This is a genomic window from Bacteroides sp. 2201st1_D9_2201SCRN_220225 (assembly GCF_040928965.1).
In the GTDB taxonomy this organism is placed as follows: Bacteria; Bacteroidota; Bacteroidia; order Bacteroidales; family Bacteroidaceae; genus Bacteroides; species Bacteroides stercoris.
Genome location: NZ_JBCODG010000040.1, coordinates 1 through 15,251, shown reverse-complemented (window position 1 = coordinate 15,251; position 15,251 = coordinate 1). Strand labels below are relative to the sequence as shown.

Below are 15,251 nucleotides of genomic sequence, written 5' to 3'. Positions count from 1 at the left end.
AAGGTTTCTGCCGTTATTCTTTCCACATAGACTGTTTCCAGGGTGATTCACTGTTCTTCAGCAAGAGCTCTACTATCTCGTATGCTGTTTCGCTGTCTGTCGGATCGCCATGCCATACTCCACGCCCCATGATGAAACTCCGTCCGTATTCTTCCCATGAAGAAAAGTGTTCGAGCGCAGTATCTGCCGCTACCTGCATGATATGCCACATCTCATCTTCACGGATATAATCGCAAAGATATGCCCAACGTCCCAGGTTCACCAAACGCACCAAATCCCAAGCGATGACACTCTGAGGCATTTGCCCGGCAGGACACCAGCCGTTTTTCTGCATTTCCTCTGCAATCAAACAAACATCTTCCATCTTGTCATCCCCATTACAGTGTTCCTCTGCCGATATGTTTTCCAATCCGCGTTTGCGAATTTTTGCCAATGCCCGGTCTGCTTCGGCATGATGCCCTTCCTCAAGCAGCCATCGCACAATATCCAGTGTACTTTCCCGGTCTGTCACATTCCACCATTCCCGAAGTGTACATTTGATACTGTCAATATCGTTTTCGCAATCAATAGTGTCTACATTTTCGTCATTATACACCAACATAGGCGCACCGAAAGCCAACAGACGAAGCTGATCTGCATCCAGTTTACCGTCACCGGCTTTGCTGATAGTCCATTCCTCATTCAGATTCTCCATATCATAAAAGCCCTGCATCATCTGTTGGGCAAATGCCATGTTTTGCCGTCCTGCTTCCGCTACCGTTTCCATACCGATTCCGGCTGCTTTCAGCATCGCTTCCTGCTGTGCCTGTAGTTCTGCCATATTGGGAATACCGGCTGTCATTTGTGTCATTATCTGTTCCTGCATACCCTCCGGCATCTGAAATCCCGGAATGTTCCCGAACATAGATTGGGCCTGTTCCATTGCTGCCTTTACCGCGGCTTCCTGTGCCGCTTTTGCCATATCCTCAGGACTTTGAGGGGCTGTTCTTTCTTTTGTCATATCCGTTTACTTCTTAATGATGTTTATAAATTATCCTTCGGCTCCTGCCGCCAATAAAATTTCTGTAATTTCGTTGTATCCGCGCTCACTGGCATAATACAATGCCGTCCGTTGAAGATTATCTGCCAGATTCACATTTGCCTGATGCTCCACAAGAAGTGCGACAAACTCGTTATTTCCTTCTCTGGCTGCAAGAATGAGCGGAGTTTCTCCATGTTCGTTCTGCATATCCATTTGTGCATTTGCCGTTATCAAGTCCCGGCCAATAAATTTGTTTCCCGACCAGGCTGCAAAGTGTAGGGGAGTATTCCCGTTCAGAAGAGACTTATTCACGTTCGCACCGGCAGCAATCAATAGTTTCGCTACTGTAAGGTTTCCTTTCATACAAGCAATAATCAGCGGCGTTTCCCCCTCATCGTTGGGTGTGTTCAACATGTCGTTCGAAGCGGTAAGTAATGCACGGACTGTTTCAGACTGCCCGTTGAAAACAGCCTGGTGAAGAGGTGTGTTTCCGTGTGCATCGCTTGTTCCGTCTACGGACAGGCATATCACGATTTCCCGTAACCCGTGAGCAGTGGCATAATCTATTGCTCTGTGTCCTGAGTTATCCGCTATTTCCGTATCTGCGCCCTGTTCTATCAAGAACAAAGCTGCATCAGAACGTTTATTGTCGAGAAGACGTATTAGAGGTGTACATCCTTCCTTATCTGTTGCATCCAAATCCGCTCCATATTGTACCAGTTTTCCTATTATTTCCTTGTTTCCGCTTCTGACAGCTGCATGTAAAGGAGTTTCCGAACAGTTGTTTGCAATGGAGACATCTGCATCGCTGTCAAGCAAAAGGCCTACAATGTCTCTAAGTCCCTTCAAACAAGCATAATATAACGGTGTATTACCCTCAGCATCCCGTTTGTTTACATCAATACCTCCTTTTTTCAAGAATATCTGTACGATGCTTTTCTGTCCGTTACGGCATGCATTTAAAAAAGTCATGTTATTATCCATACTTTTCTCAATAATATTTCAATAAAAATTTTATAAGAGCTTCGTCATTCTTTTCCGTTGCAATGTCTAAAACGGTCTTTCCTTCATTGTTCACGGCATTCACATCCGGTTTCCCAAAGTCCATGACCAAGCCGACCGCTTCTTTTGCTCCTCTTTGAGAACTTCCTGCAATGTAATGCAACAAAGTATTGCCCCATTTGTCCTTTGCATTTACATCTGCACCGGCTTCAAGCAGGGTTTCAAGCATATCGGCATCTTTTTCCGTGCAATAACGTCCTTCATAGGGATATGACCTCGGCAGGATGGCAATGCGCGGAATGTTCCCATTCCAAAAGCATCCTCCGTAGAGATTCATTGCCGGAGTCTGCCCCTGCAAATTAACAGTATTGACATCTGCCCCGTTCTCTATGAGATATCGGGCAGCCCAAATTCCTAATTCGCATCCAGCTTCCCGGCAGGCAAGAGACAATGCTGTGTTACCTTCCTTATCAGCAGACTTTTCCGGATTCCATCCGCATTGCATCAAGTACTGAAGAAGATGCAGGCAGTCTTCTTTCTTTTCACTGCCGTGTTTTCTTTTTTTAAGCCATACGGCAAAAGCTGTCTGCTCTTCCAAATCCTTGAAGTCCGGGTCTGCCCCGCTTCTCAACAACATTTCCGCAGCTTCGGCATTGTCCCATAAAAGGGTGCAGGCCAAAGGTGATCTGCCTTTGAAATCGTGTAGCTTTTTATCCTCGCAAACGGTTTGCAATTCTATTCCGGATCGCAAAATAGCATCCAAAGCTATCATATCTTTGTACCATAATGCCTGAAAAACATCCAAGCCTCCGATAAGCGCAGAAAGTTCATCTGTATCAGGATCTTGTCCGGACAGTAGTGTTCCGATTCTGCGTGCTCCTGTTTCCCAAGCAATATCAAGAGCGGTTTTTCCGATGTTATTCTTGTCTTCCGTATCTATTTGCCCATTTTCTAAAATACGTTTTGCAGTTAGAAAGCATTGTCTGTCTGCCTCTTCCTGATATTCCATGTTTTCATATGCTTCCCGTTTATCCTTTTCCGAATACCACCGTTCGGAGAAGTCTGCTATCCTTTCTTTTGTACGCTTGATGTCGTATGCAATGTCTCCGGCTGATTGGCAAATGACGTGAAGTACATTGTCGCCGTTTGAATTGGTCGAATCAATGCGGCAACCGGACATTAAAAGAATATCCGCCATCAGAAAATGCCGGTTACCCACAGCTTCAATCAGGGCGGTCGTATTTTTTCCGGAGCGCGGAACTCTCGCTTCTTTGGAAACCAGCAGTCCGGCGATACCGGCAATCGTGGTTTCTTTCCCGCAACACTTACATCTGGCCAATACACATAATGGTGTGTCTCCATCATCATTCCTTACATTTACATCTGCTCCACGTTCCAGCAGTATGCGCACCGCATTCTCATCGGCAAATGCACAAGCCATATGCAAAGGAGTATCATTTTTCCGCATGCTGTTTCTGCTGTCAAGCGGAATCTCCCTATATTCCTCGTATAAAGCGGATTTCAATGCACCAGTAGTATGCAAGCCATATATTTCTTCACAAGTTATCATTGTCAGTTATATTATTTATCAGTTTCTCAATATGCTTGTATTTGCCTCCCAAACAAGCGGATATAGACTTGACTTCACTATACAGATGTAGTCTGAAAGCCGTTTCTGCCTTTAACAACAGCAACTGCCTGTATGCCAAGGATACCGGAATACCTTGCGGCATGGGATGAAAAGGATGCCCTTCGGCATGGTCATAACGGAGAAATGCTTCGGGTAACTCTGCTTCACGGGTAATATTTCTTCCGGACATAAGCTGTTCCGACTCACAAAGCAATCTGTAACATTCGTCATGCCACTTTACCATGAAGCAACACAATGCCTTGTTGTATGGCACACTGAAATCTTCATCAGAAATGCGGTTAAAGCATGAATAAGCAGCCGGATATGCCTTGCTGAGCAAAAGCGATATTCCGGCTGAGAACAACTGCTCCGTTTCTTTGCCGGTTATTTTTTGTTTATCCACAAATAGTGTCATAAGCTATAAAAGTTATTGTTTTATTTTAATTTCACCGGCATTGTTTGTTTTTCATAATCATCAAATCGTTATAGGTTATAAAGAATTGATTAATTAAATAAAGAACGGAATTCATCAAAATCTTCCTGCGAAGCAAAATATTTGATCTCGAATACGATGTATTTATCAGGAAGACTTACTTTAAATTGATTTTCTTCATCATCGTCTTTTATATAGTTGATGTCGGAAATAAGGAAAGAGTTATATTCGATTTTGTTTTTATTTACCTCAGGATATGTCACCCGTCCTTTATCCACAGTAACGGTTCCTCCCTGTGCAGCCAATACCCGTGCCTTGCGTATACTGAAGAATGTCATTAAAAGCAGCAGCGCCCCACAAATAATCAAAATCGTAGACAAGACTTCCGGAGAGAGGATGACAGCCCGTCTGATACGTAATCCAAAAGGATAAATCAAGGGCACGATAACCATACCTATTCCAAATGCCAGGCTTGACCATTGATTGGTTAATGCACTTTTGGGAGTGTAACTAAAAGTTTTATGCACACTCTGAAATTTTTCGGTTGTTTTTGTTGTTTCCATACTATTTATATTTAAAATGTTGATGTAATCAGCGCATCTGTTATCAGGATATTTTCTGAAATACAAGAAATTTTCTGTAATGCAGCTCTTGCTTCTGTCATGTTCCGGTTTTTCGTTTGTGAAGTTATCCATTTCTTTACCTCCGGAAATACGGTATATTCCGTAACTTCCCAATCTGGAATACGATATCGGATAAGTGTGTCAAATACAAAATCACGAACACCGTTTTTCATCATAATTTCACTCAACCGCTTCATAGTCATTTTTTCGCAATTGAGAAGCACGCAACCCGAATATACGGAGAGCATATCGGAAGATTTAATTGTACCATGTTCAATGCATTTGATTGCTGCTTCTGTCAGAGGCAGAAGCATATTGCTTTTCAGATAACGTTCACCTCGTCCCATAGCATATCCGGCATGAAGGGCCTGAATCATGCAAACCAGAAATGCTTCGCTCATTTCTTCCAACAGGTGTACGTTTTCCGTCAGATTTTTAGTCGGTTTACCTATGCGGATATTCTTCTCCAATTGTTTGATGCAATCTCTTTTTATAAGTGCATACTGGAAGTTTTCAACCATTATCTTCCGATAGTTCTGCCAAGTGATTTTCTGGTCGCGGGTACGGGCAAATGTAATTTCCATATAACCGCCCGATGCGGATGCTACGATTTCCATCTCTCCACTGCGGGTAGTCATATCCGCCTTTTTGGACCATAAGGTTCCGTCTACCGTAATTTTACAGTCGAACAGTCCGGTGGGAGCAGGCAAGGAAAAGATAGACTTTTTGTTCTCAGCCACCCATAAATATATGACAGAAATATTATAAACATTTTCTTCGTTTCGGATAGCTGTTACTCCTGCTTTGTCCCAAATAAGAAAACTTCGTTTATCATATTGTACCATCTTACCGTTATCGTCCTGCATATTCCGATGGGTAAATACGACTTTCTCTCTGCCGAAAATATTCACCATTGTTGTATATGACAAGGGCAGGCTGATTTTTTGACCGTTAATTTTTAATATGCCTTCGGTTATTTCCACTCCATCTGTTACCGACAGAGTGGAACATTCCTTTGGAGTAATTTTCTCCACCGGCTGTTGCCCGGTAATCTGTGTTTTCACATATGGTGGAGCAAGCATTAGGCTAACATCTTCCGATACAGGTGGCAATAAATAGTCTATGTTTGGATAGGGATTCGGGTAATTAAGCCAATATCCTAATTTTTTCGGACGGCTTGCCATACGAAGAAAATTCCATAAATCTTCCGGCAAGCTGAGTATGTCATCAGTGTGTTGGTGTGTATTTACTACAATAGTACCGTCAGGCAACGCATGAAGAGCCTTGAATGATTCGCTGCCAAACACGCCGGGGCGGATACGCAAAACTTCATCCGTGCTCCAGTTCCAAAGGCGTGCATAATCGGAACGGTTTCCGTTCGTGTAGTGGTCTCCCTCTATCAGTATCCAGTCCTCGTAAAATATACGCAATCTGAATAAACCGTCACCGATGTGATGCAATGGAGCGATACGGCATCTTTGTGTTGCCATATCAAGGTCGAGCAATCCCGGTTCCAGCCATATTCCGCTATTGTTACTTACTGTATATTCATGCAGCAAAAGAAGGCGTGTTGTATTCGGTACAGGGCTGCTGCCAGTATAGAATGTTTCATAGCCGGACATGGAAAATGGCATAGTTATATATTTCCCATTATCATCATATCGGATAATTTTTGATTGGCTGTATTCCCCCATTACTATATATAACGTTCCCTTTCCATCTATCCCGAAGCTGGGAGCATATATCAAACCTTCCGGTAAAATAATTCGACTTACATATTTTACTCCTTGTTCTGTCATTGTGTGAACAATAGCACTATGGACATCCCCCAAACAAAGATAATGTCCGCACCACTGGAATTCATATTTATCGTAAACACTTAAATCACACACACGCGGCCATTTCTCTGCTTCCAAAGGATTCTTTCCGGCAACGGGCATTTCTCCTAAAGAGGTAGAATACAATGCAGCATAAAAGTCCAGTTCTTTCGAATATATAAAACTATGGATTTTCTTCGTTTTAAATTTTACCGGTTGAAGAGGGACAACGCGCAAATCGACTATAAATGTTCCTTGCCATTCTGTCTTGCTTTCTTGTTTCCATTCCCCATAGGCGAAGTAACCGGCAAAGCCTCTTGTAATATAGCAGATATTGTCATTGGGCCATACCATTTGCATACGCGGCATCTGCTTGCGTGGAGCAATATGCCTGGCTTGTATGCCGAAATCACGATGCGGCTGTTTGAGTAGTTTGCAATATTGGCCGTATTTGTGACATTTCTTCTCAAAAGCTTCCATTTCTGCCTGCGGAATCAGTTCCAACAGATAAATATCATCTTCATCTAAATTGTAAAGAGCATATCCGCAAGCTGTAAGTTCTTGTCCTAAGGCAGATATACCAATCTCATGTGAAAAACAGGAATATTGGTTTACGATTTCATCAAAACGTTTATCCTTCAATACGGAAACAACATCTCCCCACTTCTTTCTCAATTCTACTACCGTATCTTCTATATCTCCTTCGTATTTGAGAATATCGAGGGCATTGTCACGAGTTTCTTGCATCCTATCATCCTCATACGCTTTCATTACGTCCTTTATCCAACTTTCTACAGATTTCCGTGATATTCCTTTGCTAGTATACAGTCTTGCCGGAACTTTCGAAAACCGTATACCATACTCAGCCAGCCTGTGCATTAGGAGTACAAGAAGGGTAGGAGTATGAAGTTCATTCTCCATCAATGATTCTCCATCTCGTATAAGGAAACCGTCTTTTTCATTCCAACTTCCATGAATACTGTGGTCACCATTGCGCAGATAAATTTGATAACTTGTGAAACGCGTGTAGTCATTGAAAAGCGTTCTTGGGCCAAACATATCAACTCTTAGGATATACCATGCTTTCTTTTCTTCTTGATTATTTGATGTGGGAAACATTTCCCCGTTAGAAGTAAAATGAAAAGATAGGTTCCATTCAAAATCATCAGGATAAGGAATCTCTGCTTTTGCCAACCATTGGGCAGCTATAAGAGTTGGAATCGTATTCTTATAATAATCAGACAGTTCTTGGCGTAGTCCGTTTAAAGAACTCTGTTCCGGCAGCAGCAACAGTATGCGGTATAAAACATGTAGATCTCCCGGACCTTGTTCCATCAGGGTATGGGCAAGTCTTGTCAGACAGTCAAGAGCTGCAGAATCTGAAGATAGAGCCAATAAAGCCACACAATACCAGAATCTTATAATGTCATAATAGAAATGTCCTATCATACAATAATTTTCCAGTTCTTGAGCATTGGAAGGAATGCAACAATAACCTTGCAGAAAACCAGCTACTGTGCGGACAAGCTTTTCGTCTGTTGCATACGGCTGCATACGCAATATCTCTTTTCTGTTAGTAGGAGCATGAACATATGAGTCGAGTGCAGAGTTGAATCGGTTGATGCCGTCATACAATATTGCATTGCAATTTGCCGGTATCGGGATACTAATTCTGTTATCGGTATAATATCGGGGATGTTTTTCACTTTCGTAAACGAATGGAATACAGTCTGTAAGATACCACGTCCAAAATTTTCTGTTCAATTCGGGGTCGATTTCCTCTATATCTGCTGTTCTTTTATTATAGGAAAGACTTGCCAAAAATGCTGCATCCCATTTGTCGGAGTCAGTTTGCCCGTCATTTTCAAAAACTTCTTCACTGAGGCTGGAAGTCGTTACGGCATAAGCTGCCCGCACTGCCGACATACCAGCCATAAATGGAACAAAATTGGTTCCATAATCATATCCTTGTACGAGGGCAGATATACGGTCTGCTGCTTCTATCACATCCTTTTCATTTGTTTTTCCCCATAAATAGACCTTATTGTAATCAATGAAAGCATAGGGAGAGTAGCGTTTATGGAAATCGACTGGTTTGAAAGAGGCAGCTTCCATATAAGCCCAGCCGCTGCCCGTTGTTTCTATGCCCTCATCATAAGCAAGCAAAAGCGCAACAGTCGGACTATTTGCATACTCTATCCGTATATAGTCCGTACCGTTCCTTTCTTCCTTGTACAGAACGATGCTTCCTTTCTGTTTATAAACATTGCCCATGTGACTGAAATAATATCATATGGTCGCAAATATATGAAAAGAAATATAAAAACCAACCGAGTGGTTTGTTTTATTTTGTTAAAGTCTCTCCAATGAAAAAATATTGCAATCTTACTCCTGCTGTTGCCTAAGTCAATGCAATCTATTACTGTCCTGCACAGCCTCTCCATCTTCATTTGCCGAATAAGTATAAGTCTAAACTGAAAGATGCGAAAAACAGTATAAATTGATTACTGTCATTGTTGGGTATTGTTAATATTTTAACTGGAATAGAGTGGGTTACTGTCAGATGTGATCTTCCGTTGTTTGATATATTTTGTCCTTTTCAACTTGGGTATATGGAACCAACTTTGCCTTTATAATTCGATTATTACGGTTAAATGGTACATAAGTCACCTTACTATCAATACTTACTGTGTCGTTCGGCTGTTTTAAATGAGAGTGCCCATTTATTAACAAAACTTCCCCTTTTGAAAAATCTGCAGAACTGCAGATCGGATAGAAATCGGAAAAGCAAGCTGGTGTCATGTGAATGACCCTACTTTCATAATCATAGAATAAAAATCGATTTCCATCTGCCACATTATCATACACAACAAAACAATCCAACTTTCTTATTCCATTGACCATATAGCTTTGTACAAAATCAATGCTGCTATCATCTGATGTTTTCAACTCGTAGACAACATTCTTTCTACCTTGTTGATTCAAGCATAGCCTATATATAATTTCAAACTCTGCTTTTTCTGTTTCAATATAGAGGGTATCTTGTTCAGCTGAAGAATGACACCTTGTTGAATTTTGTTCCATATAGCTATCTTTTGTTATGGCATAGCTAAATGGAAAAAGAAATAAGCAATATAATAGAAATGCTTTCATCTGTTATATCTAATGGTTTAGCAGAGAATGGCTTGTGTGTTATCCTGCATTGTCAGTATTCCTTTTGTTATCTCATCCATTGTAAAAGCAAATTTTCAATCTCTTGTGAACCTGCTTCTTTTGCTAAAGTGAAAGGAGTGTTGCCGTTACTATCCTTTATTTCAAGGTCTGCACGATACTCTAAAAGCAACTGTACCAGTTCTATGTTCTTATTGGCAATGGCTTCCATAATCGGATATACCTTGTAGGTGTCGTATGGACTTTGACAGCCATTTACGTGAATACCATGCTCCAACAAAATACGGGCTAACTTTACGTTGGACAATCTACAGGCATATGTCAGGAGCGTAAGCCCGTATTCATCGCTATATACTCTATCGTTAATGTCCTTGTATCGGGTAAGGGCATACTTCAGCACGTCTTCTTTGTTAAAGTAGATTGCTGTATAGAGTATATCAAATTCGTAACAATCGCTACTCATTGCCATCGGTTCATCTTTTCCTGCCAGCAACTGTTTTATGGTTGTTATGTCGCCGTTGCGACAAGCAATTCCCAACGGATAAAGTCGGTAGGTTTTATCCTGTATAGTATCTTGTAGCAATGGGGTTGCTTTTACGCCATTCAAACAACAACAAAACATTGCAAGGGAAAGTAACATTCTGTTTACTATATTCATATTTACCAAGTTATGTATCTTGTTCATTATCAATCTGTCATTACGATAGACATTATATCAAACTTACGTAATTGTACGTTGCTTTGGGTAATGGGTGGCAGTTTGCAGCCATAAGGTGAAACCGGCGTTTACAGGCAGTTCTATTTCTTTTTTATTTGATAAATGACTCTTTCCTTGTTGCTGATTTGTTTATAATTCCCAATCCGGTGAATAAACACCCAATCCCAATAAAAGGATAAATAATGCCACATAAGACCGCAAGCATATTCAATCCCTGCTCATCTCCTTCGAAACCCTCCAAACCGACAGCTTGCAATATGAAGTTTGTAATTTGCCACTCCAACAAACTTTGGTCTATACAGATAAAAGCAAGCCACAAAAGAATAGAACAACATTCCAACCCCAACCATAATATTATAACTTTAGGTTGCGTTACATATAATTTATAGACCTTGCAGATTACCAGTATATCTATAACTGCAAGCATACTTAAAAAACAATATTCCATAATACCATATATTCCGAACAGACGGCCAAAGCCTAAACCGCCACAAAATAATGTTATGATTATCAATATAATACTGAAAGATATCAAGGATATTATGGACTGGACTGTTTTATTCATTGCACGATTATCGGTAACTGTTTGGTAAAGAATAGCGTTCAGCTATTACCTTTCCCTGTTATAAACCTATCTTATTCCTTTCAATTCCTCTTTCATTTTTTCTTTCAGATGAAAATAAGCCAACACGCCCAAAGCATTGAACAACGCGGTTTCATCTTCATTACGCCCCAATGCCTTATAAAATCTTGCAACATTTCTATAAGCCATAATCAAAAAGATTAAATAGACAATAATCAAAATTCCCCCACTAAATACAAGTGTACAAATTCCTATTAATGAATTTCTTTTGTATGCTTTGTACTGTTTTTCTGCTTCATCGTAATTATTGTTTGTTAAATAACCAAATCGTTGCAAATCCTCTCTGCTCCAGCCCCTCTCTTCTAATAAATTGATAACATAATTACGAAGTGCATCATTATAACCATAGCGTTTATAATTTTTCACTATGTCTATTAGTTTGTCATTGTCAAATTTGTTAAGAATATCAAAATCTTCCATACAATTTTACTTTATCATTTATATAATGGGACAAGCAGGAACATTATTAAACATTGACAGTGTAGCATCAGTTTCTTTTCTACCGGGTTTCTTTTATCGGGCGGATTCTTGCAGGTGGGGCAGTACCGCATGTACATCCGGCTATAATCAATGTAAATGTGGGGAGAAAGGATGTATGGAAAAGCCGTCCTTCCCTTTTTTCTTTGTAGAGTACGCGATGTTTTCTTTCTGTTTCTGAACATTGTCCATGTAACTGACAGCAATATTATATAGCCGCAAATATACACAAAGAAACAGAAAAACAAACCGGATGATTGGTTTTATTTGATTAAAGTCCCTTTTGTGGGAATATATTGTCTCCTTACATTGTAAGGAACCTGAATTTCAGGCTTTCAACAGAGAGTAGAGAAAGTGCAGGTTTCGTGATAGTTTTTGGGTATCCAACCCTTGAAAAAAGGATTCTTCAAAGGACGTACCGAAGAACATCTGCCAGAACATTGAAGCTGTTTCTTCCACATCCAGATCCTGCCGTATTTCCCCATTTTCTTTAGCTTTCTGAATGGCGGACTTCCATAGTTGGTAGTTCTGTTCAAATATGACAGCTAGTTTTTTCTCTACATTGGGATAATACAGCCTTACTTGCATCAATAAGTGATAATAGTAAAAATTGAAGCTACAACCGCTGGGATTATTCCCATCATCCAACAAGTGTACGAGCCGCTGCATCGTGTTTTCCACTCCGGCTACATACTGGTCGATAAACTCCGACAGTGAGTTTGCAGTGAAGTTAAACTTGTTTTTCGAATGCTGGGTATCGAATACATACTTGTCCACTACAGCCTTGAACAAGTCCAATTTGAATGGAAAATAATAAACTAGTCCTGCTTTAGACAATCCGCAGGTCTTGGCAATTTCCATTTGGCTTGCTTTCTCGTAATTCATCTTAGCGAATATTCTCAAAGCTTTTTCCAATACTTCATCTCTGTTGGTAAACATATTTTTTTATTCTTTGGTTTTCGGTTTCAAATATACGGATTTTAAAAGAAATCCTTTTAAGATCAAACCATATTCATCGCTGATACTCTAAAAGAACCCCATATTTTTCTTTGCGATCATTAATCTGTCGCACATTCAGACTATACTCCAAATTCCATATAAAACTGGATAATTTATTGAAAAGCAATAAAATATATAAAAAGTAGACTTTTTTCGTGGCGCATGAGCAAACTCGAATAAAAACGGCTTTGGCAAACGCTTAATATCAGTAATGAAGCCAAACAACGAAAGCCCTCTAGCAAAGATGCCACGACAAAAGCAACCATCAAGATTATGACTTTGACTTGATTTCGTTATATAATGCCAACCGAGCGAACTTGTTCGGTTACTTGTACGGCAAGTTGCTCGGCACTTGTTCGGTTGACAGGTCTTACCGGCTCTGCGACTAGTCCTTCCGGAGCATTAACCACCATATATCGATTCCGCAATTCATTAAAGATTGCGAAAGAACCGCTCTAAATATTCGGAATTACGGATAATACCCTTTTGTACATTCTGGTAGTTGGCTCGTACCAAGGCATTGCGAAAGTACCACGAATGTTTGGCGAATAAATCATTCGTTACATCGAAGCCCATAGAACGGAGATAGAGAATTGTAAACACGGCAGTCGTTCGAGTATTTCCTTCACCGAATGGATGGATTTGCCATAATCCCGATACGAATTGGGCGATATGGTTTACAAGTCCATTCCTGTCCACTTTAGAATAATCGAACGAGCGTTCCTGTTCTAAATCGTATTCTATGGCTTTACGCATGATAGGAGAGTAAAGGATAGAAAATCTTTGAGAGGTACTTATTGTGTAACCAAGTGCAAAGAATGAAACCTAATGAAAAGAAAAAAATACAGAATCGCAAAAAAGCACATTCAGCTATTTCAATACTTATTTTTTTGTCTATTCTCCATTATTGTTTCAAAGTTTTCTTGCCCCCATTGTTTCAATCGCTCTAAATGAGGAATCAAGGTTTCTCCAAACTCAGATACACAATATTCCACTTTGGGTGGCACTGAGGGGTATATTTTTCTACTCACTAATCCGTCCGTTACCAATGAGCGCAAAACAGTAGAGAGCATTTTTTCCGATATAGAGGGAATTGTTTTATATAGTTCATTAAAACGTATTACCCCATTCTCGTGTAGCTTCAACAAGACAACTAAAGCCCACTTGTCGCCTAATCATTCTAATATAGGGGAAGCAGAACAATATTCATAATCTAATTTTTTTCGCATTTTTTTTATTCTTAAAATCATTGATATTGAGAAATACTAACCCAAACGTAAGTGGCTGACAGATAGTATAGTTCTTCTTTATTCCAAAAGAACATCCTAACTTCGCAACACAAAAATACGGAAAATAGCCGATTTCAAGAGCTTAATTGATAATTATATGGAACTATTACATTTTACAGGACAAGTGTGGCGACCGCCTTACGAGGCAAGTTCTCAACTATTACAGGTTACAGCCGGATGCACACATAACAAGTGCAAATTTTGTAGCTTATATCACGGAACAAAGTTCCGTCTATCTCCTATTGCAGAGGTAGAGGAAGACTTGAAGGTGATACAAGACTATCAACCGAGGGCACGGCGAGTATTTTTAACCGGAGCTAATCCTTTTGCTTTAAGTTATAACAGACTATTGGATTTAGGTCTTCTAATCAGGAAGTACCTTCGCCATTGTGAAAGCATCGGTATGTTTGCCCGGATTTCAGATATTAAGCCGAAAACGGTAGAGGAATTGAAGAACCTGCGTCATTTGGGCTTTGACGGTATCAGTATCGGAACAGAATCCGGAGATGATGATACATTGGCAGCAATGAACAAGGGATATACGGCTAATGATATTATCGAGCAATGCAAGAAGCTGGAAGAAGCAAATATCAGATATAACCTCGTGTATCTGACAGGGCTTGCAGGAAAAGGCAAGGGAAAGCGGAACGCTATTAATACTGCCAATGTGTTCAATCAGCTATCCCCCTTTACCGTAAACTTTGTATCACTGACTGTATTTTCCGAATCAGAATTATACGAGGAAATACAACGTGGCTCTTTTGTAGAAGCTACCGAACACGAAAGGTTGTTGGAGCTACGGACTTTTATTTCAAGACTTCATATAAAAACAACTTTATTAGGAAATACGGTATCAAACACTGTTCCGTTTGTCGGAATGATACCTAATGATAGAGTTAGAATTCTTAATGAACTGGATTCGGCTATAAAAAATGCCGGAGAAAAAGAATTAAGGCGATATAGAGATAGTATTAGATCTTTATAATCAATTCAAAGATATTCTATGCAATTTGTAGATAAGATATTGTCCCAATCAATACAGAGATAGAAAAGCTCGGTATAGATGATTGTATGGGCATGGGCAGTGCTTTGTATATAATGCGTTTTATCCAGCCTTTATATAATGAATTGAGAAAATACATATTAGCTTATCAGTTTGCTGATGAAACGGAAGAAATCTCTTTTTTTCAGTTACAAATTTAAATTGACAGACTGAAAATGAAATATTTGCAGTACGGACAAATCAAGACAACGAACCGCCAATTTTGGACATTCCGTAACCTAAAATCTTAGAGGATGGACAGGTCACGAATTGGCCACGAAAGTGTGTCTGTAATAAACCGATAAGGGCTGTTTTTATGGTATAACGCTCCAATATCGCTTTCTTTTTATATGTGCAAAGGTCAGAAGCCCCCGGCGAAAACCCCG

14 protein-coding genes and 1 pseudogene are annotated in these 15,251 nt (G+C 40.1%); 1 reads left to right on the top strand and 14 read right to left on the bottom strand.

Annotated features, from left to right (window positions below; genetic code table 11):
- Positions 1-13: 13 nt before the first annotated feature.
- From AB5903_RS13770 to AB5903_RS13710, 13 genes and pseudogenes are all read right to left on the bottom strand, one after another.
- A complete protein-coding gene (locus AB5903_RS13770; protein ID WP_368117947.1) occupies positions 14-1,000 on the bottom strand; it encodes a DUF1266 domain-containing protein in 987 nt (328 codons plus the stop codon).
- A 30-nt stretch (positions 1,001-1,030) separates the two neighbouring features.
- A complete protein-coding gene (locus AB5903_RS13765) occupies positions 1,031-2,005 on the bottom strand; it encodes an ankyrin repeat domain-containing protein (protein WP_272710888.1) in 975 nt (324 codons plus the stop codon).
- Between the two features lie 7 nt (positions 2,006-2,012).
- Positions 2,013-3,593, bottom strand: a complete 1,581-nt coding sequence (locus tag AB5903_RS13760; RefSeq protein ID WP_272710889.1) for an ankyrin repeat domain-containing protein — start codon at positions 3,591-3,593, stop codon at positions 2,013-2,015.
- Positions 3,580-4,068, bottom strand: a complete 489-nt coding sequence (locus AB5903_RS13755) for a hypothetical protein (RefSeq protein ID WP_117902712.1) — start codon at positions 4,066-4,068, stop codon at positions 3,580-3,582. The genes AB5903_RS13760 and AB5903_RS13755 overlap by 14 nt, the downstream gene beginning before the upstream one ends.
- Before the next feature lie 89 nt (positions 4,069-4,157).
- Positions 4,158-4,649 (bottom strand): hypothetical protein, encoded by a 492-nt coding sequence (locus AB5903_RS13750; RefSeq protein ID WP_022103408.1) that lies wholly within the window; start codon positions 4,647-4,649, stop codon positions 4,158-4,160.
- A gap of 11 nt (positions 4,650-4,660) precedes the next feature.
- Complete coding sequence (locus tag AB5903_RS13745; protein ID WP_272710890.1) at positions 4,661-8,800, bottom strand: Imm5 family immunity protein; 4,140 nt, start codon at positions 8,798-8,800, stop codon at positions 4,661-4,663.
- A 285-nt stretch (positions 8,801-9,085) separates the two neighbouring features.
- Positions 9,086-9,610 (bottom strand): hypothetical protein, encoded by a 525-nt coding sequence (locus tag AB5903_RS13740; RefSeq protein WP_022103406.1) that lies wholly within the window; start codon positions 9,608-9,610, stop codon positions 9,086-9,088.
- Between the two features lie 136 nt (positions 9,611-9,746).
- Positions 9,747-10,355 (bottom strand): ankyrin repeat domain-containing protein, encoded by a 609-nt coding sequence (locus AB5903_RS13735; protein WP_117667664.1) that lies wholly within the window; start codon positions 10,353-10,355, stop codon positions 9,747-9,749.
- Between the two features lie 151 nt (positions 10,356-10,506).
- Positions 10,507-10,980 carry a hypothetical protein gene (locus AB5903_RS13730; protein ID WP_195658593.1) on the bottom strand — a complete coding sequence of 158 codons (474 nt, stop codon included), beginning with the start codon at positions 10,978-10,980 and terminating at the stop codon, positions 10,507-10,509.
- Between the two features lie 66 nt (positions 10,981-11,046).
- Positions 11,047-11,478 (bottom strand): hypothetical protein, encoded by a 432-nt coding sequence (locus AB5903_RS13725; RefSeq protein ID WP_022103403.1) that lies wholly within the window; start codon positions 11,476-11,478, stop codon positions 11,047-11,049.
- A 384-nt stretch (positions 11,479-11,862) separates the two neighbouring features.
- Complete coding sequence (locus AB5903_RS13720) at positions 11,863-12,474, bottom strand: TetR/AcrR family transcriptional regulator (RefSeq protein ID WP_195658592.1); 612 nt, start codon at positions 12,472-12,474, stop codon at positions 11,863-11,865.
- 492 nt (positions 12,475-12,966) lie between these two features.
- Complete coding sequence (locus AB5903_RS13715) at positions 12,967-13,290, bottom strand: Fic family protein (protein WP_309573586.1); 324 nt, start codon at positions 13,288-13,290, stop codon at positions 12,967-12,969.
- A 119-nt stretch (positions 13,291-13,409) separates the two neighbouring features.
- Positions 13,410-13,763 (bottom strand): annotated as a pseudogene (locus AB5903_RS13710) (winged helix-turn-helix transcriptional regulator).
- Positions 13,764-13,920: 157 nt separating this feature from the next.
- Between AB5903_RS13710 and AB5903_RS13705 the strand changes: the two are divergent.
- Positions 13,921-14,808 (top strand): radical SAM protein, encoded by an 888-nt coding sequence (locus AB5903_RS13705; RefSeq protein ID WP_117906288.1) that lies wholly within the window; start codon positions 13,921-13,923, stop codon positions 14,806-14,808.
- A 258-nt stretch (positions 14,809-15,066) separates the two neighbouring features.
- Here AB5903_RS13705 and AB5903_RS13700 read toward each other — a convergent pair.
- On the bottom strand, positions 15,067-15,251 hold a 185-nt coding region (locus tag AB5903_RS13700; protein ID WP_368117946.1), incomplete at its 5' end, for a hypothetical protein.

Excerpts from the sequence above, each read along its gene's own strand:
- AB5903_RS13745 (WP_272710890.1), bottom strand. The coding sequence starts at position 8,800 with ATGGGCAATGTTTATAAACAGAAAGGAAGCATCGTTCTGTACAAGGAA.
- AB5903_RS13725 (WP_022103403.1), bottom strand. The coding sequence starts at position 11,478 with ATGGAAGATTTTGATATTCTTAACAAATTTGACAATGACAAACTAATA.
- AB5903_RS13755 (WP_117902712.1), bottom strand. The coding sequence starts at position 4,068 with ATGACACTATTTGTGGATAAACAAAAAATAACCGGCAAAGAAACGGAG.
- AB5903_RS13720 (WP_195658592.1), bottom strand. The coding sequence starts at position 12,474 with ATGTTTACCAACAGAGATGAAGTATTGGAAAAAGCTTTGAGAATATTC.
- AB5903_RS13740 (WP_022103406.1), bottom strand. The coding sequence starts at position 9,610 with ATGGAACAAAATTCAACAAGGTGTCATTCTTCAGCTGAACAAGATACC.
- AB5903_RS13705 (WP_117906288.1), top strand. The coding sequence starts at position 13,921 with ATGGAACTATTACATTTTACAGGACAAGTGTGGCGACCGCCTTACGAG.
- AB5903_RS13765 (WP_272710888.1), bottom strand. The coding sequence starts at position 2,005 with ATGGATAATAACATGACTTTTTTAAATGCATGCCGTAACGGACAGAAA.
- AB5903_RS13750 (WP_022103408.1), bottom strand. The coding sequence starts at position 4,649 with ATGGAAACAACAAAAACAACCGAAAAATTTCAGAGTGTGCATAAAACT.
- AB5903_RS13760 (WP_272710889.1), bottom strand. The coding sequence starts at position 3,593 with ATGATAACTTGTGAAGAAATATATGGCTTGCATACTACTGGTGCATTG.
- AB5903_RS13715 (WP_309573586.1), bottom strand. The coding sequence starts at position 13,290 with ATGCGTAAAGCCATAGAATACGATTTAGAACAGGAACGCTCGTTCGAT.
- AB5903_RS13735 (WP_117667664.1), bottom strand. The coding sequence starts at position 10,355 with ATGAATATAGTAAACAGAATGTTACTTTCCCTTGCAATGTTTTGTTGT.
- AB5903_RS13770 (WP_368117947.1), bottom strand. The coding sequence starts at position 1,000 with ATGACAAAAGAAAGAACAGCCCCTCAAAGTCCTGAGGATATGGCAAAA.
- AB5903_RS13730 (WP_195658593.1), bottom strand. The coding sequence starts at position 10,980 with ATGAATAAAACAGTCCAGTCCATAATATCCTTGATATCTTTCAGTATT.